Source organism: Bacteroides hominis (assembly GCF_033042785.2).
In the GTDB taxonomy this organism is placed as follows: Bacteria; Bacteroidota; Bacteroidia; order Bacteroidales; family Bacteroidaceae; genus Bacteroides; species Bacteroides hominis.
Window position 1 is genome coordinate 388,611 of the sequence record NZ_CP178829.1, and the last position, 20,800, is coordinate 409,410.

At 44.2% G+C, this 20,800-nt stretch carries 27 protein-coding genes; 16 read left to right on the top strand and 11 right to left on the bottom strand.

Annotated elements, in window-relative coordinates; all coding sequences use genetic code 11:
* Positions 1–16 precede the first annotated feature (16 nt).
* From R3O62_RS01675 to R3O62_RS01705, 7 genes are all read right to left on the bottom strand, one after another.
* Positions 17–2,077: a hypothetical protein gene (locus tag R3O62_RS01675; protein WP_317472935.1), complete on the bottom strand. Its 2,061-nt coding sequence runs from the start codon at positions 2,075–2,077 to the stop codon at positions 17–19.
* Positions 2,078–2,087: 10 nt separating this feature from the next.
* Positions 2,088–5,801: a hypothetical protein gene (locus R3O62_RS01680; RefSeq protein ID WP_317472934.1), complete on the bottom strand. Its 3,714-nt coding sequence runs from the start codon at positions 5,799–5,801 to the stop codon at positions 2,088–2,090.
* 5 nt (positions 5,802–5,806) lie between these two features.
* On the bottom strand, positions 5,807–6,223 hold the full coding sequence (locus R3O62_RS01685; RefSeq protein ID WP_317472933.1) for a hypothetical protein: 417 nt from the start codon (positions 6,221–6,223) through the stop codon (positions 5,807–5,809).
* 136 nt (positions 6,224–6,359) lie between these two features.
* Positions 6,360–6,632 carry a hypothetical protein gene (locus tag R3O62_RS01690; RefSeq protein WP_005810980.1) on the bottom strand — a complete coding sequence of 91 codons (273 nt, stop codon included), beginning with the start codon at positions 6,630–6,632 and terminating at the stop codon, positions 6,360–6,362.
* Positions 6,625–6,867, bottom strand: a complete 243-nt coding sequence (locus R3O62_RS01695; RefSeq protein WP_005810982.1) for a hypothetical protein — start codon at positions 6,865–6,867, stop codon at positions 6,625–6,627. Before R3O62_RS01695 ends, R3O62_RS01690 begins: the two co-directional genes overlap by 8 nt.
* Positions 6,857–7,045: a hypothetical protein gene (locus R3O62_RS01700; RefSeq protein WP_005810984.1), complete on the bottom strand. Its 189-nt coding sequence runs from the start codon at positions 7,043–7,045 to the stop codon at positions 6,857–6,859. The genes R3O62_RS01695 and R3O62_RS01700 overlap by 11 nt, the downstream gene beginning before the upstream one ends.
* A gap of 361 nt (positions 7,046–7,406) precedes the next feature.
* Positions 7,407–7,598 (bottom strand): hypothetical protein, encoded by a 192-nt coding sequence (locus tag R3O62_RS01705; protein WP_005810988.1) that lies wholly within the window; start codon positions 7,596–7,598, stop codon positions 7,407–7,409.
* Positions 7,599–8,002: 404 nt separating this feature from the next.
* Here R3O62_RS01705 and R3O62_RS01710 point away from each other — a divergent pair, with 404 nt between their 5' ends.
* Positions 8,003–8,557, top strand: a complete 555-nt coding sequence (locus R3O62_RS01710) for a hypothetical protein (protein ID WP_413958295.1) — start codon at positions 8,003–8,005, stop codon at positions 8,555–8,557.
* 162 nt (positions 8,558–8,719) lie between these two features.
* On the opposite strand, the gene R3O62_RS01715 is transcribed toward R3O62_RS01710, so the two are convergent.
* Entirely contained in the window at positions 8,720–9,142 is a 423-nt protein-coding gene (locus R3O62_RS01715) for a hypothetical protein (RefSeq protein WP_317472931.1), read from the bottom strand.
* A 938-nt stretch (positions 9,143–10,080) separates the two neighbouring features.
* On the opposite strand from R3O62_RS01715, the gene R3O62_RS01720 reads away from it, so the two are divergent.
* From R3O62_RS01720 to R3O62_RS01760, 9 genes are all read left to right on the top strand, one after another.
* Positions 10,081–10,374, top strand: a complete 294-nt coding sequence (locus tag R3O62_RS01720; protein ID WP_004289507.1) for a hypothetical protein — start codon at positions 10,081–10,083, stop codon at positions 10,372–10,374.
* 18 nt (positions 10,375–10,392) lie between these two features.
* A complete protein-coding gene (locus R3O62_RS01725) occupies positions 10,393–10,569 on the top strand; it encodes a hypothetical protein (RefSeq protein ID WP_004289506.1) in 177 nt (58 codons plus the stop codon).
* Positions 10,570–10,583: 14 nt separating this feature from the next.
* A complete protein-coding gene (locus tag R3O62_RS01730; protein WP_005777168.1) occupies positions 10,584–10,916 on the top strand; it encodes a hypothetical protein in 333 nt (110 codons plus the stop codon).
* Positions 10,917–10,927: 11 nt separating this feature from the next.
* Positions 10,928–11,224 carry a hypothetical protein gene (locus R3O62_RS01735; protein ID WP_004289504.1) on the top strand — a complete coding sequence of 99 codons (297 nt, stop codon included), beginning with the start codon at positions 10,928–10,930 and terminating at the stop codon, positions 11,222–11,224.
* A 4-nt stretch (positions 11,225–11,228) separates the two neighbouring features.
* Positions 11,229–11,486, top strand: coding sequence for a hypothetical protein (locus R3O62_RS01740; protein WP_004289503.1), 258 nt, complete (start codon positions 11,229–11,231; stop codon positions 11,484–11,486).
* Between the two features lie 474 nt (positions 11,487–11,960).
* On the top strand, positions 11,961–12,248 hold the full coding sequence (locus R3O62_RS01745) for an LPD11 domain-containing protein (RefSeq protein ID WP_004289501.1): 288 nt from the start codon (positions 11,961–11,963) through the stop codon (positions 12,246–12,248).
* 36 nt (positions 12,249–12,284) lie between these two features.
* Complete coding sequence (locus R3O62_RS01750; RefSeq protein WP_004289500.1) at positions 12,285–12,518, top strand: hypothetical protein; 234 nt, start codon at positions 12,285–12,287, stop codon at positions 12,516–12,518.
* Positions 12,519–13,274: 756 nt separating this feature from the next.
* Positions 13,275–13,658 (top strand): single-stranded DNA-binding protein, encoded by a 384-nt coding sequence (locus R3O62_RS01755; RefSeq protein WP_004289499.1) that lies wholly within the window; start codon positions 13,275–13,277, stop codon positions 13,656–13,658.
* Positions 13,659–14,035: 377 nt separating this feature from the next.
* Positions 14,036–14,563: a hypothetical protein gene (locus R3O62_RS01760; RefSeq protein ID WP_004289498.1), complete on the top strand. Its 528-nt coding sequence runs from the start codon at positions 14,036–14,038 to the stop codon at positions 14,561–14,563.
* 276 nt (positions 14,564–14,839) lie between these two features.
* On the opposite strand, the gene R3O62_RS01765 is transcribed toward R3O62_RS01760, so the two are convergent.
* Positions 14,840–15,229: a hypothetical protein gene (locus R3O62_RS01765; RefSeq protein ID WP_004289496.1), complete on the bottom strand. Its 390-nt coding sequence runs from the start codon at positions 15,227–15,229 to the stop codon at positions 14,840–14,842.
* Here R3O62_RS01765 and R3O62_RS01770 point away from each other — a divergent pair.
* The gene (locus tag R3O62_RS01770; protein WP_004289495.1) at positions 15,223–15,537 is read left to right on the top strand and encodes a hypothetical protein; all 315 of its coding nucleotides are present in this window, start codon (positions 15,223–15,225) and stop codon (positions 15,535–15,537) included. The two genes, R3O62_RS01765 and R3O62_RS01770, sit on opposite strands and share 7 nt — an antisense overlap.
* A gap of 181 nt (positions 15,538–15,718) precedes the next feature.
* Here the strand turns inward: R3O62_RS01770 and R3O62_RS01775 are convergent, their stop codons facing one another.
* Together R3O62_RS01775 and R3O62_RS01780 are read right to left on the bottom strand one after the other, a co-directional pair.
* A complete protein-coding gene (locus R3O62_RS01775; protein ID WP_005777181.1) occupies positions 15,719–16,000 on the bottom strand; it encodes an HU family DNA-binding protein in 282 nt (93 codons plus the stop codon).
* Positions 16,001–16,434: 434 nt separating this feature from the next.
* The gene (locus tag R3O62_RS01780) at positions 16,435–17,067 is read right to left on the bottom strand and encodes a recombinase family protein (RefSeq protein WP_004289492.1); all 633 of its coding nucleotides are present in this window, start codon (positions 17,065–17,067) and stop codon (positions 16,435–16,437) included.
* Positions 17,068–17,302: 235 nt separating this feature from the next.
* Here R3O62_RS01780 and R3O62_RS01785 point away from each other — a divergent pair, with 235 nt between their 5' ends.
* The 5 genes from R3O62_RS01785 to R3O62_RS01805 are packed head-to-tail and all read left to right on the top strand — an operon-like array spanning position 17,303 to position 20,660.
* Complete coding sequence (locus R3O62_RS01785; RefSeq protein ID WP_317472281.1) at positions 17,303–18,352, top strand: hypothetical protein; 1,050 nt, start codon at positions 17,303–17,305, stop codon at positions 18,350–18,352.
* A 26-nt stretch (positions 18,353–18,378) separates the two neighbouring features.
* Positions 18,379–18,831, top strand: a complete 453-nt coding sequence (locus tag R3O62_RS01790) for a hypothetical protein (RefSeq protein WP_032943125.1) — start codon at positions 18,379–18,381, stop codon at positions 18,829–18,831.
* A gap of 10 nt (positions 18,832–18,841) precedes the next feature.
* A complete protein-coding gene (locus R3O62_RS01795) occupies positions 18,842–19,240 on the top strand; it encodes a hypothetical protein (protein WP_005777184.1) in 399 nt (132 codons plus the stop codon).
* The gene (locus R3O62_RS01800) at positions 19,237–19,815 is read left to right on the top strand and encodes a hypothetical protein (protein ID WP_005777186.1); all 579 of its coding nucleotides are present in this window, start codon (positions 19,237–19,239) and stop codon (positions 19,813–19,815) included. The genes R3O62_RS01795 and R3O62_RS01800 overlap by 4 nt, the downstream gene beginning before the upstream one ends.
* Positions 19,816–19,817: 2 nt before the next feature.
* Complete coding sequence (locus R3O62_RS01805; protein ID WP_005777197.1) at positions 19,818–20,660, top strand: hypothetical protein; 843 nt, start codon at positions 19,818–19,820, stop codon at positions 20,658–20,660.
* Positions 20,661–20,800: the final 140 nt, after the last annotated feature.

The window sequence follows — 20,800 nt, forward strand, 5'->3', positions numbered from 1 at the left end:
AAAGGACAAAAAATTCTCAAGTCGGACGAGAATGAGCCGAGTCAGGAGTTGAATATAATACAGGAGTAAGATACCAGTCAACTTTATAATATACTTTAGAATTCGAACCTCGCTCTACGTAATAGTGTGCATATTCCCGATGATAATAATTACCTCCTTGATTATATTGCACCTCAGTTGGTGGCATTGGATAAATAGCAGGAAGAGGGGATGCTCCCCGAGGATCGAACTGTCCAATTTGAACAGGAGAATCATTATACTCCTGCTCTGTAATAATCGTAGTCGAACGAAGAATCTTCCATTTATACGTCTTATTCTCAACAAGAATATCTGACTCAGAAACAGCACTTTGGACAGGCTCATATAAGTGTGTAGTAAGAAACTCGGACTCTACCGGAGCATTATCCCCTCCCAAATGATAGCAGAGCTTATTGACAAGAAGTTCCTGCCCCTGAAGGAGAACTTTATGATGAGCATTTATACGATTTTTCAGAGAATCAGATAAAAGAAGTTCCGCCTTAACAGGCATCAACGAATTACGTAGTAAATCATCCAATGTCCTATAAAAGCGTTCAAATATTCCATCAGGTCCAGGATACAATAAGGAATATTTCCATTTACCATTATTGGTATGATTTGTCCCCTTACAAGATTCTCCATCCTTACAAACAAATACGAGAATAGGTGCTTGTCCGTCATCTGATGTCGTAATAGGAGTTTGAGGTTCTCCTTCATCGTTGGCACCAGGAAGTCTTAGTGTAGAATTCAGACAGCGCCCGTCTCCAATATAGGGTGCCAAAGTACCACGCTCCACTCCCCTACGATAGTCCTGAGCAGTAATATCATCATATGCACCGTAAACAATAGAATAGGCACAATCCGGACAAGTAATTTCTTTAGTCTTTAAACTACCTCCGATGTAATAAGGGATCGTAGCAGATGCAACCTTCTGCAGAATTCTATCAGTACTGTCATATCCCCATCTGTAAAAAGCGCCATCATCCGGATCATAAAATGCTTCCGGATACTTAGCCTTCAAATCAATTATAGAATCAAATGAGTCTCCATCCTGAATGACCTTCTCAGAAGAGAGTTTTATCTGTTTATACTCAGGTACATCAACTATTGGATACGCCGTAAGCATAGAACTAAGATCGTACTCTGCTTTGGAGGACATGATTTCATTAAAGAGTTCAATACTTACTGTCATATTCGATTCATCCGATACAAATTCACAGCAAAACTTCTTTCGATACACATTCAGAATTGTACTACACAGACAATCAGGAACTAAGTGAGCAAGCAAGATTGAACCATTCACCAAAGAATCAATCGTATTATTTACAAAGACCATATCTTTGAACGGCTCAGTTCGAGTGAAAAAATTCTCTTGGAGAGTATACCCAAAATACGACATGATGCGCTGAAGAAGATAAGAGGAACGAATAAAAGGAGTCATATAATAACCCGGTTCCAACTTAACAGGACTGTCATTAACTGTCTCAGAACGTGGAAATTCATTATAAAAGCCCAAAACTCCGGATGTAGAAGTCACTACTTTTCCATTTACATCCATGTAGTTCATCCGGTTACAAAATCGACGCTGCCCATCGAGTTCAACCAAGATAGGAAAAATAGCAAAATGCGGATTAGAGTTATCAAGTAGTGACTTACAAAATGAAATCCCTTGAGTGACAGTCGATACCCCTGGTATTGTCTCAGTTCCAAACACTTCTGCCAAAGAAGTCTTCGATATCCTGGACAGAAAGGATCCCTCGTTCATGTAAAAGGAGGTGGATATACTCTTTTTTCGTTGAGCACCTAAAATAGCCTGTCTACAAGGCATAAAATACTCTCCATCCTGAATAGTCGCCTGAATGTTAGCAAAAGGTTTCTTGCGATTGGCAAGCATGTCAGAGTAACCGGTAAGTTTACGGTTAAGATCTGTATCCGGTAAATCTAAAGGAAATGTCTGCTCACCATACTCATTAAAGAACAGATTAGGACGTTCAACTTTAAGTTGTGTACCAGAAGTTAGCTGATAGGCCAGACCAGAGGCCGTATTAATAATTTTCATATTCTAAAAGTTAATCGTTTTTTGAACCAATGGAACGAGAGCGTTCAAGAAGCGCCCGCTTCTTATCAATCTCGGAAAGAACAATTGGAGCAGACACTCCATTTTCTTCAATTGAGATAACAGCCATGGCCAATCTCCGCATTAATTCAGGTGGAAGGGTAACACCAATATCCGGATTAGAGTTATCAGGAGGAACCGAAAGCGACTTATCGACAGATCCACCCGAGGAGAAACCGGCCATCCGTGCCCGAATCACCTGATTAAGATCAAGTGTACGGATAGTACCGGCTTGCTGGGCCTGATCGAGTAGATTGAGTATAGGAGCAACCGTGGGATTCTCGACTGCAGCATTACTTGCCACCCACTCCCGAGACTGACCGACCGGTCCCTCTCCAACTATTACCGTGGGACGATCTATGAAGCCCCGGGCATCAGGATCGTAATCGGTACCCGGAAAGAGTTTACCATCCTGGGCACGACGGACATCAATTTTACCACCTTCTTGGCGACCGGTTGCAATACGGGCTCCACCCTTACTGGAGGAAGAGGATCCGGACAAGGTCATGTTCTTAACCTTCTGACGTTCGGCATTGGCAGATGCTATCTGAGCTGCACCGGTAACCCCCATCAGAGCAGCTGCTATCGCGCCGGCAATGGGACCAAGATCGGCAAAGGCTTTCATTATAGAGACCGAAGTATCCGCAATGATCTGGGAGACTTTAATTGCGAAGTTGACATCGGCATACTTCTTCTGGATATCGAGCTTCTTCTGGGCTTTCTCTTTCTCGAGACGTTCCACTTCCTCTGAATTTCCCTGAGCTGCTTCAATTTCGGCATCATACTGAGCATCGACATTATCCATTTCTGCTTGCTGAAGTGCCTGAACCGCCCCGGAGAAGAGGTTGGAGTAATAGTCGAATTGTTTCTTAAAGGAATCACGCTTCAGGTTCTGAACGGCCTTCTGATATTCTTCTTCTTCCAGATAACCCTGTTCGTGAGCACTCTTCAACTGGGCAAGCTCGGCATCGAAACGCTCCTGCTGAGTGGAAATGCCGTACTGATCTTTAATAGATTGAATACGTTGTTGATGATCCAGTTCAAGTTGTTCTTGTGCACGATGATAGGCTTCAGTCAACTTAGTTGAATCAAGATTTTCCTCTTTAGCCATTTGTAATCTGGCTTGATAAGATGCTTCAAGAACCTTTTTCTGGGCATCATAATCTTCATCAACAGTAGTTACTTTAAACTGAGATTTGAAATCCTTAATAAAGTCATCCAGTTTCTGTTGCTGGGCAGCACGGGCATTGGCAGCATTCTGATCAGCGGTCATCACCGCTTCATTTGCCTTCTTGACAGCATCGGCTTTGAGTTGCCCATTCTTCAGCTCCAAGTCGTTTACATCGTTGAGATAACGCTGTTCGATAGCTAAGCGGGTTTCGGTACTGGCAACATCAAGAGAAGACATAAGCATATCATATTGCTCTTTCGATATCTTCTTCTCGGACAGGGACTTGGTGTAATAGAGTTTATAAGCTTCGGTCGTACTCTTTTCCCTGGTTAAATCATCGGAGCGGAGTTTCTCAATAGAGGCAATGGCCTGCTTCTCCATATTGACTTCGATATCCAACAGTTTAGATTTGGCAGTAACGATCTGATTCTGGTATTCAGCCTGTTTAGAAGACTTCTTCTCGTTCTTTTTAAATTTCTCAAGAGCAACGATACGCTTCTCGTAGTATGCCTGATCTGATTTTAATATGGCCAAGTTAACTTCACTCTCTTCCTGCTGTTTCTCCTGACCGGCTAACCGGATCTGGTTGATTTCGGCATTGTGAGTTGACTCAAGGTTCTTGAGAGCGACTGCGTTCGGGTCTGACTTGTCTTCTGTAGCATTGGTTTTCGGAAAACGGGTGTCGTAAACTTCCTGGGCTATTTCCTTGTATTGATCGGCAGCATTCTTTTCGTCCTTGAGCCAAGCTGATAGCATGGATTTATTCATTTTTGTGAAGCGTTCCCGGGCAGCAGTAGCAGCGTCCGTAGCTGCAATTTCTTTCTGCACCATTTTCTCAATATCGGTGCCGGTAAGTCTATCAAGTTCGGCATCAATTCCTTGTAACTTTTCTCCCAAAGCAGTTATTTGCTTAGAATATTCATCCTTTTCGAACTCTGTCAATTGATGTACACCTTTATCCTTACTACGATAAGCACCAGTTCCCCCAGCCCATATTGTACCTCTATCATAAATAAATTCTAAGTCTTTTTTTTCCTTTTCAATTTGTTTTTGGCGAGCTTGAAGTTTCTCAATTTGTTCCTTATTAATATAATTTAAACGGGCTTTCTCCACTTTTAGAAACTCACGAGCTTTGTTTGTATTAACAGATATTGCTCTACCATACCGATCCCACCCTGTAACAGCAGATGGTACAATACGAGCAATATTTTCAATAAGAGAATTTAGTTCTTTCTGCTCTGTAGCATTCAGATGAACCTTACTCTTCAATTTATCGTACCGGTCAATCAAAGAAGGAAGGGTCCTTTCAAGAGATACTACCTTTTCGAACTGTTCGTCAAAAGTATCGGAAAGAGGTTCTATGGCTTTAGATAAGTCTGTAACAAAGTTCTTCATCCAAGTAATTCCCTTTTTGAAGAACGACTCCATCCGCTTGCCAAGTTTATTATAAAAGCTGTCAAGCGTATCACCCAGATTGGACTGCATGCCCTCAAGTTCCTTCATCTGTACAGCCATGGATCCGGCAACACCATCGAGCTTTCCAAGCGACAACAAATAGTTTTTAATAGCTTCTTCTGAGTTCTGAACTTCAGTTGTAACACCACGGAAGGTATATTTGACCGTATTTCCATTCTTACTTGCTTTAATACCGAATTCCTTCAGACGCTCGTTCTCTCCGGTCATAGCATCCAAGATGGCCTCTATCAATTGATCAACGTCCTTACCTTGAGAAGAAGCAAGGTCACCCATATTAGTAAGTTCGTCACTGGTGGGCTTAATGCCACGGTTGACAAGTTTAATAAAAGCTTCGGTCCACTCCTTCAGAGAAGCAGGAGTATCAGCAGCTAACTGCTGGAGCATCTTCATTGCTTGAGCAGCTTTCTCCTGGGAACGTAGTGTATTGCGAAGAACTGCTTCGTACTTAGCAAACTCTTTACGTGTTGAATAGGCATTGGCACCGATATCCTTCAGGTAACCGGCTAACTTCACTGTGATGAAAGCAACAGCTATCGCCTTCAGTTTGGATAATGCTGATTTGGTGACATCAAACTCCTGAGATACTTTCTTTCCAGAGTTCCTAAGCTCGTCCATCCGGGAACGCACTGTTTGTAAATGGCTACTGAGTGCGGCATACTCTTCCGGATTGGCAGCCTCCGACATATCTTCAAGTTCAGTGGTAAGCTCCTTAGCGAGCTTCTTTAGCTGGCGCATCGACATAGCATTGACATCGAGCTGCCGGGTGAGCCGATTAATCTTGTCATTATTCTCGGATATGCGCTTAGAGTACGCTGTGACCTCTTTTTGAAGGTTACGATAAGTGTCAGTTTCTTTTTTGCCTTGGGCCTCGAGCTCGACCATCGCCTTCCGCCTCTCCCGCTCTTCTTTTTTAAGAGACTTGTTTTCCTGAGTCAGTGCATGAACGGCTTTCTGGGCTTCGGAACTCTCTGCCGATATGATATAACGGATTTCGTCTTCTGATAAATGTTTCTTAGCCATGGGAATTAACTGTTAGATGTTTCATATTGAAGTGCCTGCTCCAGTTCCTGGCGGATTGAGTTCCGGATCTCGTCATTGAAACCGTATCGGATTTGCGGAAAAGTCTCGTGATAAAGAACTCCCCAGATAGCACGATTGTAGAGAGCCAGGTTACTGCGAATGTGACGAGAGATACGATCGGAACCACGACGATAATTAATATCAAGGAAACGAAGGTATGGGAAGATACGAATGAAGAATTCTTCCCTGGAATCGGACTCAGTAAAACTAAAAGGTCGTCGGCTGAGATGTGCTTTGAGCTGTCCGGATTGGGTTTTTAGGTTGACCTGGACAACATTTTCCTGAATGGCATAAATTTGGTTTATACCCTGGGAAATAGTGTCATGAATAAAACGTTTTCTGATTAAATCGTCAGTAATCATAGTGCGCTGAAGTTATTTTTCAGCGAATGTAGGAAGGGGATACAGGAGGGGAAAGGACACAAAAAAAGCCGGGAACTACCGACCGGCTAATCTTTTGTGTAACGGAACTCAAACGATGGTAGTTCCCAGGCTTCTTCTATTTATTACTACGCTCCTGAAGCATCCAGCGGAAATCGCATCCGGATGCTCCCGGACGGTTTTGGAACTTGAAGCCGGCAGCAGTCATTGCCTGGAAGAGTTGTTCCTTCGTAATATTGGCCGAAGGATCCAGACGTTTGATAGCGGTATAGACTTCATCGGTAGAGAACCAATGGGTGGTATGACGAGCGTCCGGAGCCGGACGATAGGTTGCTTGCAATCCAGCTATGTAAATGCTGATATCGGTGATTTTCTGTTCTTGATTATCCATGATTTATAGGTTTTTTGAAAGATGATATATGTTGTGCAAGATAACGAAGGTTACGCACAATACGGAGACAATCCTTCTCTGAGTCTAAAACGGCTGGAATATCTTCGGCGATGACGATGTCTATAACCTCGTTAATTTGCTTCACTGTTTCATCAACATAGTTTTCTTGCTGAAGAAACTTAATGGTTTGAATGGCTTCGGGAGTTATAATCGCTCCATCAACATTAGTGTTCATGGTCAACCTCCTTTTCTTTTTTAAGTGCACCCTGTAATAGAAATACCACTTCTTCAGATTCTTCACGATTGAACGCTACAATTTCGTTTCCATCAATCTTGATTAAAAATAATTCAGATTTGCCATTGATCCGATAGGTTTCAATCTTATCGACAGCTAATTCCTTGCCTGAAGTCATGATTGACCTCCTTTCTGACTATCAAGTAAAATGGTCTCCTTAGAATTATCTTCTGAAAATGCGTATGTGCTTTTTACGATGCAATAATTGAGATTAAATACAGTATCAGGACATCCACACGACATTACCCTCGCAGAGATGCAACCGGAAAATTTACTGTTATCACCACTGAAAATGATTGGTTTAAGTTTAGGATGTTCAGCATTAATTTCATTTACCTTAGCTTCAATTTCCATTTTCAAGGCATCGAGAGAACATTCATCCAAGATAAGAACGTGTTCGAACTGCCGGATCCAGTCAACGAGTTTCTTCCAAGTCCGGTTTTTAGGTGAGATGATAGAAAGACTGCTTGTGAAATACATCATGACTGACCTCCTTTCTGCATGGAAATGGTTAAATACTGACCTCGAGCGAGGCGGATGGAGGTGGTACCGTCATCGGAACGGTTAACGAAAAACTCGCTACCTTCTTGAGATAGCATGCCTGAAAGCTCACTTAAGAATGTTTGGAGCTTAGATACCGGAACTTTGCCGGATTGAGTTCTTTTTTTCATAACTGTTTGACTTTTAGCTTTTTGTTGAGAACCGCCCAACAACCGGAAATACAGAAACGGCTGCACATTCCCGCTTCGCTAAAAGTCAAACAGTTGTCACTCCGTAGAGCAAAAAAAGTTTTGGGAAAGGCAGCCGCCATTTCATTATGTATTTCGAATCATTTTCTTGATGCCAAGAAGATGATATATGGGCATAAAAAAAGCCCAAATTCGTATTGAGCACTTAACGCTGCTTCTATGTACATGACAAACATGCTTGACTTTTAGCTTCTGCAAAGATGGGGATAAAATTTGAAAAGTCAAAAAGAAAATAACAATATTTCTCCCCAAAAAAGGAGTAAAAGTTTCGTATAGTGGTTTTTTTATTTATATATTTGTACATATAATCTTAAAATCTTTCAATTATGAGCAGAAACATGCGTGCATTAATTAACGGACAAATCATAGGTATTGATAACCATAAACAGGGTGATGGTTCTCCAATCGAATTTAAACCAGGCATACACATACATAAGAGAATGAACAAGGATACATATAACGGAGCAAATGTATTTATTCCCTTGGCATCAGATACTAAAATGAAAATAAAAATAAAAGGGAATGCTAAACAGGAAGCAAGATTAAAACGAGAAATCCTGAATGCTTTTGGAGATAGAGACAAACGAATTGCTTTTGTGCAAGATATGTTAGACGAGCTAAATAGGAAATGTACCTTTAAAGACGAATCAGAGAAACTATGTTCATATTTGGATAGCACAAATAGAATAGCTAAGCACTTTGATTTAAAAGAAGCCGACAACTCTATAAAAGACACAAAAGAGATATTCGAAACATTACATACTGATGAAAATGGTAATCCTTATTATTTATTACGTGATATAAAAGGGAACAGTATCTATATTGGAGACTCAAAAGATATCGTTGAGAATTGGGACAGCATTGATTGGAATAGTTTTTGACCTCCAAAAACGGTTGCCATTTTCCATGTCGTCAAACAATGATTCGTAATCCCAAAGGCTTAAGAATTGGAAAAGAGGGCAACCGCCATTTCATATTTAACATTTTTGTGACATCACAAGAATGACATAGTCATCGGATTTAGTAAAAGGATTTAATTCTATTTATTCTGTCGTATCAGTCCAGGAAGAACGCTCTTTTGCCAAATTATCCAAAGACTGAAACAATTCTTCGTCAATACTTTCTTTCACGAGTGTCCGGAAAGTCTTTAGATATTTTATATACTCCTTAGCCTTATACTTAGTTGGAATATCTTTTTTAATTATTGTTCCCCTAATCTGGCGTATTTGCTGATTTATGATATCAACGAAAGCAAGATTGTAACTCCGAGCATCAGAGGTTCTGATGTATCTTGACTTCAATTCTTCTGAGTGGTTTTTATCTAAATCTGTGTGCAAAACACGCAACCGATCCTTCATTTCCCTTGCAGCCTGAAGTAGGGTTCTTCTCCAATCCAATAATATTGTTATATCGGTTTCTTTGAATACATCATCCGATGTTATATTTAAAATTTTGTTTTCAACCATATCATAAACAAGCAATTAGTAGTAAAGATCGTCACCTCCTTTTTCATCTCTCACCTTTTCTTTATGCTTTTTTTCTTTTTTAGATTGATCATCGACCTGATCATCTTTAAAATTTCTACGAGTATAGATACCAGAATCCATCTCAGTATCTCCACGGAGTTCCTTACTTAACAATAAATCCAATCTCTCAAAAATAGTATATATAATGATTTGAAATTCAGTGTGTTGAAAATTTTATAGTTTTAATTGAGGAACAAATAAGAAACAAAATTGCTAATTAAAGGCATTTCCCGATTTTTTGTTTTCACTCTGTTTCTTTCCTTGCACTTACTTATAATCGGGACTTCTTGAACCAGCTTCCTACCAGAATTTTTTTCCTCGTCCGACGGTTGTATTTGAACTTCCAAGAACCATTGCAGCCAAAAGAAAAGCAAGCCTTCTTTAATTCATACAAAGATAAGGAAAAACTTATAGGCAGGCAAATTTGTCTGCCTAAATATAGTTTACTTTGATTTAGCATATATATAGGCTAATGGACTAAACTAAACCTTTTCCCGAACTTCGTAAAACACTCTGGTCCCATTGTGCAGCCAAAAGAAAAAAAGATTCCACGGCATATTTTTCTTTTCGCTGCAACTCCCTTTTTATAAACCATCAACCTTTTACACGAGATCTTCTCTTCCCTGTATTCGCACATCCGCTTTCGGGCTGTCTGATATGAATTGTGTCGCAAAGGTACTTGACATGTCTTTCTTGTATGCAAGGTCACAGCCTGACGGTTCACGACAAAATCTCCACGCTCCGCTTTGCGGAGGTAGTATTTGGTTGTGAAACCCTGCATAAAGAGCCATGTCACCTTTTGAAGCGACATAATTAAATCAAGCCCGAAAGTAGCTGATGCTACAAGAGGGAAAAAAGAAAACTCAAAATTTAAGATTATGGCGAACTATGCAACAAACATTTTTCACGCAAGTACGGAAAACAAGCAAGACCTCGATAAAATAGAGGCATTTCTGGACGATAATTTCAACGGTTTTGTCAATCGGTATGGCGACACTGTAGATGCAGAATTTTCTTCCCGTTGGGAATACCCAGAAAAAGAAATCGACGAACTGGTAGCTTCTTTGGAAGCCAAAGATAAAATCTATATCCGCATACTGACATACGAGTTAGAGGACGAATACGTGAGCTTTCGGATATTCTCGCAAGGCAAGTGGGACATTAAGCTGTAACCTAAAAACGCATTCACTATGTACGAATACGAAGAAGACAGCGATATTATCGGTTTGTCTTGCACACTGCTCAATCCATACAAAGGTTACACGGAAGGTACAATCGTGGGCAACTATGGTAACACCATAGTTGTCCGCCTTGAAAGCGGCAAGGAAATTTCAGAATACCGTGATGAAGTGATTATCCATGATTAAACGATAGCAAACGTATGACACAGATAGCAACAAAATTCGTCAAATGGGATATTCCCGAACTGGCGACATTACAGGACAGCAAGGTTTACAAATTGCGGGTACACCTGAACAACGGAGGCAAGTTAAACCGGGAAGAAAAGAACTGGATTACCCGTAACGTGTGGGAAAGCATCTATTTCAAACGTGGAATTGCCTTGAGCGGTTATCATTTTGATTTTTCCGACGTTCTCAAACGGTATTTCGTCAAACAGCACGGAAGCATTCACGAGTATTATGCGATTGACAAAACAGCGTTACGCTCGATACTGTACGGCAGAATCGAGGATATTGTAGAAGTAAACAGTTAAACAACAAGGATATGGGAGAATACAAATTTTATCAAGACCGTAAGGTTACAAGTTGGGAACGGGATTATTTCAGTGTAAAAGCAAATAGTTACGAAGAAGCCGAGGCAATCGTCCGCTCATGGAACTGTGAGGACGTGTCGAACATCATTGACAACCGTCTTTGCTATGAAGAGTGGCAAGCATTGACCGATACATCGGAATCTATGCTCCCCGAAGAAAACGACGGCAACCCGACAATAGAGATTTTCAACGAAGACGGAGAATCAATAATGACCAATGTACCTAAAACACCTCAATCAAACCAATAGAACCATGAACGTAACAATCGAACACGTCTTTTGCCGCTATAGCGATGAAGCGGAAGAAATCTATTTCCGAATCATGAACACGATTCTTTTTGCAACTGACGAAACCGAACTTCGTGCAAGTATGGAACGTTTGAAGAACGAGACCTCACTCGATGAGTATTTTATATTCGGATACGGAGCACACCATATCTGGATAAACCAACGGCGACCGAGTGATAAAAACAGAATTTTCAAAAATCGGATTATGGTAGCCCATTTCTGACGGGAACGGGCAAGAGACCTCCGATGTACTTTTGCGGGCTAAACCGGAACTGCCAGTTTCAGCCCGTTTCTTTTTCTCTCGGCAGACATGCCGGCGCAATACCTTTTTTATCCTCATAATTAAAATTCTTATACAACCCGGAGGCCCATTTATATTTTCTTTTCGCTGCAACTCTTTTATATAAGCTATCGAACCTTTTGCAAGAGACCTTCTTTTCCCTGTGTTCGCACGTCGCTTTCGGGCTGCCTGATATGAATTGTGTCGCAAAGGTACTTGTCATGTCATTCTTGTATGCAAGGTCAAAGACTGACGGTTCACGACAAAATCTCCACCCTTCGCTCCGCACGGGTAGTATTTAATCGTGAAACCTTGCATAAAGAGCCATGACACCTTTCGAGGCGACATAATTAAATCAGGCCCGAAAGTAGCTGGTGCTACAAGAGGGAAAAAAGAAAACTCAAAATTTTATAGATTATGGCAAACGATGTAACAAATTCAAATGGACGAGTAACGGCAGACGAAGTAATACACAAGGATTCGGTTTTCAGATACCAACTGTTAGACCGCTTACGGTCAGATTGCGAGTATTACCTTAATTACGGTAACAGACACCCGAAATCCTTATGGGCTGGCGACGAAAAATTGCAAATTGAATTTATGATAAAACTGCATGAGAGTTTCAAAGAGGACGAAAAACCAGAATGGCTTACGATGGATGAGATTTTAGAATACAGCAAGAAAATGATAGCTCAAGAAGAATAAAATTACAACTAAGGAACAGACTAAAAATGTGATTTTATGGCATGGTTAGCAGTAAATAAAGACGGAACAGAATGGATAATGCCCGGAAAGCCCGTTCGAGGCTGGTGCGGGCATTGGGAGTACTCGGAAAAAGTGTACGTCGAGAGCGAGCAAGGGTACGTATCAATCGAGATAGAACTCCCCAAGGGGTCTGTTTACAAACTACTCGGTAAGGAGCTGACATGGGATGATGAACCGGTGGAATTGCAGACCGAAACAGAAAAGAGGTAAAAGCAAGCGGGCTGAACGTAGCATCGGTTTCAGCCCGCTTATACCGGCTAAACAGGTACACACCGGCGGGAATCCCTTTTTTATCTCCGTAACAGACATCCATACCGTTTCCTTCGGAAATAACCTTTTATACCTTTTGGCAGGCTATATCCTTTTGTAGAAAACGTCCGTTCGTGCGAAGGCGGTTCCTCCGCTTTGTTTCAAGACAGACTTCAGCCCTTTTTCCTTTTCCTCTTCTTTCCCTCATTTCTCTTGCCGGATAGAGACAGCGACATCAATACGCTGCATACATCTTTTGTCGGCTCTTCGTTTGGGCCCCCTTTCCACTATGCAGCGTACATGGTTGTATAAACGGTATATCGTTCTTGCCGCTTCAACCCCAAACAACCGATACGCTTTCTTGCCAGATGTTCTTCCCGCCCACCTGCCGGAACGGGAGCGGTCTTGTGTCAGTGGACGGACAGGTCTTTCATGTCTCCGAATCCGCTGCGGATTGTTTCGCCTCGACTTTTTCGCGACCGCTTTCTATTTGAAGTCGCCATATCGTTTTTCGTTGCAAAGTTAGTATGCAGACGGGCGCGACCTGGTGGTCTTGACCAATGGCGTATCGCACAAATCTTCCTTTATCGGGCCTGCGGTTTGGGGCTTCGCCTCCAAAATAAAGAGTATTTATGCGCTATCCTTGGTGCAGCCCTTTACTGCACCTACTTTTTATGCACCGTAAAACTGATTTATTAACTTCAAAAAGCAATCGCAATGAAAAAGATCGAGAACAATTTCGCAGTAACCGGATTCGTGGCAAAAGATGCCGAAGTCCGTCAGTTCACCACCACAAGTGTCGCACGTTTCCCGCTGGCAGTAGCCCGTCAGGAGAAGAACGGCGAAGAAACCAAGCGCATATCCGCTTTCATGAACATTGAAGCGTGGCGCAAGAACGAGAATACCGGGTCGTTCGACCAGCTCACCAAGGGCACGCTGCTTACCGTGGAGGGCTACTTCAAGCCCGAAGAGTGGACCGACAAAGACGGCGTGCTGCACAACCGCATCGTAACGGTCGCCGTCAAGTTCTATCCCGCTGTCGAGAAAGAGGAGGAAGCTCCTGCGGAACCGGTAAAGAAGCAGGAAAAAGGCAAGAAGTAATTCCTGCCTTATCCGGACAAAGCGGCTTGAAAGCCGCTTTTGTTTTACTCGTTACCGTTCCGGAACGTCCACACTTTTATACTCCTTCATACTCCACACGAAGAGTCCGCCGCCGTCCATTGATTTTCCCGTGCAAAGTTAAGGCGGTCGGGAATCGGCAAGGCGCGGCTTCATTTGTCGTTAACAACCATCAACTCGCAAGCTCGTCAATACTTGTTCAACACAAATGAAATCGTCCACGGGACTATCCGCTTCCTCCTTGCCTTATTTCCCTTCTGTCCGCCTTGTGGCCCGCACGTAAATCAAATCCCGCCGGACGAGGGAAACCCTCCGAAAGCAGGGATAAAAACGAAAGTCAAACTTAAAATTCAAAATGTATGAAACAGATGATTTGGTCAAGCTATGACCTGTTGGACGAAACGGCAAAAGAAGAATATCAAAATTCCCAGCGGGAAATATTGGACGATGACAGTTACGAGGTCAGCGATGAAGAATGGGCAGAAGAAGTATATTGCCGGCTGGACGACGAACGAAGCAATCTGAATAAAGAAGTGGACGGCATTATTGTCGTGTTCGGCAACTTGGGATTATGGAACGGCCGGAGACGAGGCTATCAAATATTGGGCAGCACCATTGCCGATATTTTGAAATCCCAGTGCGACGATGCAGAATGGTACGGCGACGGCTACAACATTCGCGGACGGATGGACCATCATGACGGTACGAACTATACCTTATACCGTATCGCCAAAGGCCGTGACGAAGCGGAACGTATCGCCGATAAGATTTACAACCGTGAAATCGACGAAGAAGGCTTCCGCCGGAGAACACGTTCCCTCTATCCGTATGTAGCCGCCGTGTACGGCTGGAAAACAAGGCAGCGCAAGCCGGACAAGGCCGCATAAAAATGCTGCCCGCAAAATACCGCAACGCACCCGCCAGAGGTGGTTGCGGTATCCTTTATTGAATGACTGAAATACAGAACCATCACCTTTTATAATCAGCTTCGTTCCTTTTTTATCTCATGTTTTTTGTGAAACCGGGAATGGACGAATATTTTGAACTGACGGACGAAGGTTACGAGTGGGTCTCCTAAACATTCGGTACAGATAATGACAGGTACGGGTTCGGGATACATTGGCAATGGATGTGTCCTGAATCCTTTTGCCGGAATTACCCTTTTATATCTTCATGACTCTTTCCCTTTTATCGAAGCGTATTCCGTACCCCATTGTACTCCGGCTAACCAACCGGAAAGCAATCCTCTTATAACACCTTAGCTTCCCCATTTTACTCCTTACAGCCGTTCCCCAGACACACTCCATGCCGAAAGCCCGCTTATTTTTTCTGCAAAGTTCGATTGCCGGCTGCCAGTCCCGGCAAGGACCGCTGGCGCTTGCAACCGGAAAATCTTCCTCTCCGACTTCGTTGGAGAGCGTATTTCCCGTTGCCTCCTTGTCTGGACTGACCGTCAATCCTGTGGCAGAAAAATAACCAGCCTCTCGGTACGAGATTGTACCAAAGGGAAAAACAAAAAATAGTTCAAACTTAAAATTTAAAGCGTATGACATTTAGAGAATTTATGCGAGAAAACGGTTACGAGTTACAGACAACTTTTTGGGAGGACTTCTCAATAGCGGACCGATTCGGTCTGTCAGCTATACAAGACACTTTCAAACGTGCTTTCGAGGAATGGAAAAATAACTATAAATACCTCACGGAACTGATATTGGTACTCAATCATAAAATCTGGCAGTATTATGAAACGAAACCGGAATTTGCGACACTTTACAATACCCTTTGGGAACAGGCAGGTCAATATGCGGTAGAGAACCTGAAAGATGACGAGTTAAGTTATTATTACGAGGTGACGGATTAAGCAAGGGAACACAAAGAGTCGGCTTTCATCGGCGGCTCTTTGTGCCACTTCCTTTTTTATAGCATACGGCAAAACAAATACCGCAACCGTCCGCAAAAGACAGTCGCGGTATCGTGTTATCCTGTATAACCATTGTCAACGGTCTCCCGAAACACTATGAAGAAAACCGTTTATACTTTCTTTATTTTCCCTCTTTTACCGCATCTAAGAATGTCTTTGCAGGCTTGAACGCAGGAACAGAGTGAGCCGGAATCACGATGGTCGTATTCTTTGAAATGTTACGAGCCTTTTTCTCTGCCCTTTGTTTGATGATGAAACTTCCGAATCCTCGCAGGAACACCTCGTTCCCGGCAATCATCGACTCCCTGACACTCTCCATGAATGCCTCCACTACAGTTGTCGCTACCGACTTTTCTATTCCGGTCTCCTGTGCGATCCGGGCAATAATATCTGCTTTTGTCAGACTGTTTTATTATAAAATCCGTTGCAAAGATAATAACATATCTCTTTGTCGTCTGGATTGCCAGCCTGATAATGTTACGGAAAACGATAATCCACCTTTATCTCACGGTGTTCCTTCGGCACGAACCAGACAATCGGAAAGCCCCGATAAAAGGAGAGAAACATAAAAAACATACAAATCCGTATCCTGTAGTCAAGGCAGGCAAACACCCGATCACCATTTATCGGTCATGATGGTAATCACTCTTGCTGAAACCACCGAATATAGCTTTCAGAATCTTTCCGATAACATAGAAAACCACTATAAAAACGATAAGTTCTCCCATATTCTATACTACTTAAAATTAATATAAAGATACTAAAAATCAACGAGAACAGAAAACATATAGCCCTGATTCTCAAAAAAATCCATTTCAATCCGGCTAATACGAAAGCTCATTGCCCATCTTTCGGCTTACGCTTGCCCAACGGTCCTTTGAATTTTCCCCTATTGAGCTTTACCCCGTGCCGGTTGAGCACACTGAACACCGAACTCCGGCTGTTGTACCCGCTTACCGCCATGATGTCCTCGAAAGAATGACCGTTGACATACATATCAACGATGGTATTCTCCCGGTCGGCCTTATCCATCGCCTTCATCGTTTTTCTCGGGACCTTCGCTTTCTGTTGCAGATTCATGACATGTGCGGACGAATACCGCAATACCGCCACCTCTTCGGGTAGCGCCCCGAACATATCCAGTACATCGGCTGCCGTCGTTTCGGGGAACAGTTTTCCCCGCGAGTCGATCCGGTCATGGATGGAAATGATACGCACCACTTTGATTCGGCACAACTCAATAAACGCGGACAATTCGCGCGACCCACGGAGAGCGTTGCTGAATTTGGCCACGACAATCTCGTCACCTCTTTCGAGATTCGCTACAAGCTGTTTCCATCTGGGGCGCAGAGCCTCGTTTTCGACAAGTTCCTCTATCACTTGTACACAACCGTATTTCTGCATCCACTCTTTATCAGCCTCGAATCCGTCGTAACGATCCGCCTTGAATATGTAACCTACTTTTGCCATATCATTGTGCACTTCTATAAGAATAAGTACAAATATAAGAGTTTTATTTTAAACTAAACCATACTTTGAACGAAAATGATATGAAGGGCTTTCTGTGTCCTTCGTTTCTTTCACTTATTTTCATTGAAAATCAAACTATTAAGTGCAATGTTAAAAATGGTTTATAAAACGATTTTCGGCGCTTGTCATCTTGAAAAGAATACTTAGATTTGTGCTGTAAAATACAAAATGAACTATGAATTGTAAAAATCAATACTTAAAAATTGTACTATCGATTGCTGGACTTTCTGCCGTTCCGATTGCCATTTTCACACTTACATCGTGCGACGGTTCGAACGTCAAATCACTGGTTGAAGCCCAACCTACTCCAGCCGGTCTGTATCGGGAGTATCTGTCCGAAACACGCGGGCAAAAAGAACTTTCCTTTGAGGATTTGACCGCGTATATCGGGAAGTGGCAGACCTTGAAAGATTCCGTGACCGCAACCATGCGCCGGGACACGACCTATCGGGCACATTCCGACATACGTGAAGAGTGCATTCTGCTGCACGATTCCGTCCGTGCGGAACTTTCTCGGCTGGCGATGTCGAAACCTCGCACCTATAAAGAAGTGCTGATTTTGAAAGAACGTTTCTCTTCCTATACCGGAGACGTGGAACTGCATCGTTCCGCCGAAGAAATCCGTCCGTTTTTCGCAGAATTGGATAAACGTCCGGCCTGTCGGGGTAACAAGGAGCAAATTCTGTCAGCATATCGTAACGTGCTTGCCGAAACCCTGAACAATGGAATACATGGGAACGGCGACCTCAAAAAATTCATCGAAAGGGAGGATGCCGTTTTTCGAGCTTTCCTGTCCGGGTTGCACGAGCTTGGCGAAGCGAATATGGCCGACATCACCCGTGACACAGAGAAATGCTGCTCCGAGGTGTTTTTCGCCGCTGGGCGCAAGGAAATCACTTACAAGGACGCCACGATATACATGGCCTTACGTACCGACCGTCGGCTGATCCAGAACGTGCGTGCCTGTCTTGACAACATACGCCGTGGAAAGGTCGTAACGCCCGAACAGGCACAAGCCTATGTCTGGATGATTCTACAGCCCTACGCTTCCTTGGACGGCCTCTGCATGACGCTATTGTCCCCGGAAGATAAGGAAACCCTTTACAGGATGGCCGCAGAAACACCCGCCGCATTCGAGAAACTGCGCAGAATCCTGCCGTCGGAGGGCGACCGGTTGGACGAACTGCCCGGTATGCTCATGGAGATATTCATCGCCTCGTTGTAAAAGCCTATTCACAAAATAAACGATATATGATTATGTTACGACACTTTCTGGATGACTTCATGTCGTTCGTACCCCTGCAAATGCCGCAGCTTCTCAATGTGGCAACGATGGAGGAGCCGCAGTTCTACGGTGACTATGTTCTGCTCACATTCCCGCTGCGGGACCCCTATGATCTGGAGGAGGTCATGGACATATTCGAGGACGACATGGAGCTGATTACACTCTACCAACATGTGCCGGTCGGACTGGAGAAATCCGGTCATAGCACCTGTGCCTACTCCAATCCCGCTTTCGGGCAGATGTTCAAGATGAACGCCCGGACAGACGCGGACGGCAAGGTAAACCGTATCATCGCGACCATTTACGATTCGTTGGAGCTGATGTACGGCGACCTGTGTCTCGATCTGAAACTCCACGCCGGGAACGGCAGCTTCAAGTACAAAAAGAATCAGGAAGACGTGTTGTTGGATTTCATGTAAAACAACCCCTATGCGAAACACGATATACCGCCAAATGGTTTTCTGTATCGACACGTACCGCACGTGGATAGAAGTGGCCGATGACAACCTCTACAAGGAACACGTCATTTCGAGAAACACCCGGACCGACTTCCTTGTGACCCGCACGCTGGTACTGCGGGCCTACAAACCGCATGGTCCATACGAAAAGGGCATGACGTGGACGATTCCGGAGCATGATCTGGACACGGCACTGGCTACATATCGTAAGCAGAACGGCACATTCAAATCCCGGATGAAGAAAGGCGCGTCGTCCCTGACAGCCGAAGACACCGAGAACATTATCCGCTTGGCCACCCACGGGATTGTCCGATTGGAACTCGTGGTACGGCCCGTTCATATACCTTCAAAACCCTATTACCTGTTATGACCTGGATTATATTACAATTCGTATTTCTTGCAATGCCTGTCGTCCTTCCGGCACTGTTGTACAGAAGCAGGCGTTGCTTCATGGCAAGATTCTACGATAAAATGGTGTGGAGCGAAAAGGCCCGCAGGCTGTACGCCCATGTGCTGCTTATCGTATTACTCTTGTTTCATTATGTCTATACGAGTGGACACCCCGGCGAGTTCGGTATCGTGCCATCTACCATCGTGTGTGCCGCATGGGCCTCTTTCAGGCGGGCGGACCGATGGATGCGCGGCTTGCTCGACCGGCCGAAACGTTTCGTCTGGTTTGCGCTCTTGGCATTGGTCATCGGCTTCGTGCCGCATCTGTACACGATGGCCGTAACAATCGCCTTTGTTCTTTTGGCTGCCCTGTTCTACCCGTCGGCAAGGGTCATGTCCGAAAAGACAGACATACGCAAATTCCTCGAATGGCTGGAATGTCCCGGAGCATTAGCCGACAGTTATCATAGTATCATCACGCGAGGCTGCCACGATAATGCGGATAATGGCAACCTGAAACTATCCGCACATTATGAATCATCAAAAACAGAATGAAAATGAGAAATAGAAATGAAGCGCCCGCCGCCATACTGGCGAACGTGGAAGTGTTCGACTACCTGAAAGAAAAAGTCGGCGAGCGGAAAACGAGAACGGAAGCCTACTGCGATTTGTTGGATAAATCGCTGGCAGGTTTCGTCTCCCCGTTTTTAAGAAGGCAGGACTACGACCTCTCTCCCTGCCAGTGCCATGTAACCGTTTCCGACCTTGCATCGGAGTGGCATTGGCATCGGGCTACTGTCCGCTCGTTTCTGGACACGCTCGAAGCGCTCGGACAGTTAGAACGCATCCGGCTGGCAAAAAGCGTCGTCATTACCATGCCCCTGCGGACCGGCACGCCTGCCATGCCGGACAGCGGACGGGAAGAAGCGGACTTTGCCACAAGAATACAGGAAGCATTGTACGACTGGATAATCGGCAAAGCAACCTCTTTCGATGTGGGTAAATCATGTGGACAAATCATGCGCCAGACCTTGACGGAGATAGCCGGACGGGACAGTCGTATCTATCCGGACAGTCATTCCGACACGGCATCGGCACAGACCGTCCGGTCGGAAGAACAGCTGTGTGAGACCGTCTTGGAATGTATTGCCCATGCCGCCCTCTGGCGGGTTCTGCGTAAATCGAGGTTCGACGACGGCTCGCCGCTCGTGCAGTTCTTCCGGCTCGACCTCAGCGGGGAATGGGCGGCGTTCATCGAGGCCTCGAAAGAGCTTGCAGAGCTTGTTATCGACGGAAAACCGGACGGGACAGGCTTCGGTACGGACGAAGAGACGGAACGCCTTGAATCGCTTCGCAAACCCTTTTTATCGCTTCTGGCGAAGGCGCAGGAGGAAAGCTGAACGGGGATTCGCGGACAGAGATTGTATAACCACGGGCAATTCTCCCCGGTTCAGGTTCAAATATCCTTCCAGTTATAGCAGGCATCCGGGCTTGCCCGTCTGCCACTGAACAAAGGGAAGGGGGAGCCTAATACCCCTGC

Coding starts and splice junctions, on each gene's coding strand:
- R3O62_RS01675 (WP_317472935.1), bottom strand. CDS start 2,077: ATGAAAATTATTAATACGGCCTCTGGTCTGGCCTATCAGCTAACTTCT.
- R3O62_RS01680 (WP_317472934.1), bottom strand. CDS start 5,801: ATGGCTAAGAAACATTTATCAGAAGACGAAATCCGTTATATCATATCG.
- R3O62_RS01685 (WP_317472933.1), bottom strand. CDS start 6,223: ATGATTACTGACGATTTAATCAGAAAACGTTTTATTCATGACACTATT.
- R3O62_RS01690 (WP_005810980.1), bottom strand. CDS start 6,632: ATGGATAATCAAGAACAGAAAATCACCGATATCAGCATTTACATAGCT.
- R3O62_RS01695 (WP_005810982.1), bottom strand. CDS start 6,867: ATGAACACTAATGTTGATGGAGCGATTATAACTCCCGAAGCCATTCAA.
- R3O62_RS01700 (WP_005810984.1), bottom strand. CDS start 7,045: ATGACTTCAGGCAAGGAATTAGCTGTCGATAAGATTGAAACCTATCGG.
- R3O62_RS01705 (WP_005810988.1), bottom strand. CDS start 7,598: ATGAAAAAAAGAACTCAATCCGGCAAAGTTCCGGTATCTAAGCTCCAA.
- R3O62_RS01710 (WP_413958295.1), top strand. CDS start 8,003: ATGAGCAGAAACATGCGTGCATTAATTAACGGACAAATCATAGGTATT.
- R3O62_RS01715 (WP_317472931.1), bottom strand. CDS start 9,142: ATGGTTGAAAACAAAATTTTAAATATAACATCGGATGATGTATTCAAA.
- R3O62_RS01720 (WP_004289507.1), top strand. CDS start 10,081: ATGGCGAACTATGCAACAAACATTTTTCACGCAAGTACGGAAAACAAG.
- R3O62_RS01725 (WP_004289506.1), top strand. CDS start 10,393: ATGTACGAATACGAAGAAGACAGCGATATTATCGGTTTGTCTTGCACA.
- R3O62_RS01730 (WP_005777168.1), top strand. CDS start 10,584: ATGACACAGATAGCAACAAAATTCGTCAAATGGGATATTCCCGAACTG.
- R3O62_RS01735 (WP_004289504.1), top strand. CDS start 10,928: ATGGGAGAATACAAATTTTATCAAGACCGTAAGGTTACAAGTTGGGAA.
- R3O62_RS01740 (WP_004289503.1), top strand. CDS start 11,229: ATGAACGTAACAATCGAACACGTCTTTTGCCGCTATAGCGATGAAGCG.
- R3O62_RS01745 (WP_004289501.1), top strand. CDS start 11,961: ATGGCAAACGATGTAACAAATTCAAATGGACGAGTAACGGCAGACGAA.
- R3O62_RS01750 (WP_004289500.1), top strand. CDS start 12,285: ATGGCATGGTTAGCAGTAAATAAAGACGGAACAGAATGGATAATGCCC.
- R3O62_RS01755 (WP_004289499.1), top strand. CDS start 13,275: ATGAAAAAGATCGAGAACAATTTCGCAGTAACCGGATTCGTGGCAAAA.
- R3O62_RS01760 (WP_004289498.1), top strand. CDS start 14,036: ATGAAACAGATGATTTGGTCAAGCTATGACCTGTTGGACGAAACGGCA.
- R3O62_RS01770 (WP_004289495.1), top strand. CDS start 15,223: ATGACATTTAGAGAATTTATGCGAGAAAACGGTTACGAGTTACAGACA.
- R3O62_RS01765 (WP_004289496.1), bottom strand. CDS start 15,229: ATGTCATACGCTTTAAATTTTAAGTTTGAACTATTTTTTGTTTTTCCC.
- R3O62_RS01780 (WP_004289492.1), bottom strand. CDS start 17,067: ATGGCAAAAGTAGGTTACATATTCAAGGCGGATCGTTACGACGGATTC.
- R3O62_RS01785 (WP_317472281.1), top strand. CDS start 17,303: ATGAATTGTAAAAATCAATACTTAAAAATTGTACTATCGATTGCTGGA.
- R3O62_RS01790 (WP_032943125.1), top strand. CDS start 18,379: ATGATTATGTTACGACACTTTCTGGATGACTTCATGTCGTTCGTACCC.
- R3O62_RS01795 (WP_005777184.1), top strand. CDS start 18,842: ATGCGAAACACGATATACCGCCAAATGGTTTTCTGTATCGACACGTAC.
- R3O62_RS01800 (WP_005777186.1), top strand. CDS start 19,237: ATGACCTGGATTATATTACAATTCGTATTTCTTGCAATGCCTGTCGTC.
- R3O62_RS01805 (WP_005777197.1), top strand. CDS start 19,818: ATGAGAAATAGAAATGAAGCGCCCGCCGCCATACTGGCGAACGTGGAA.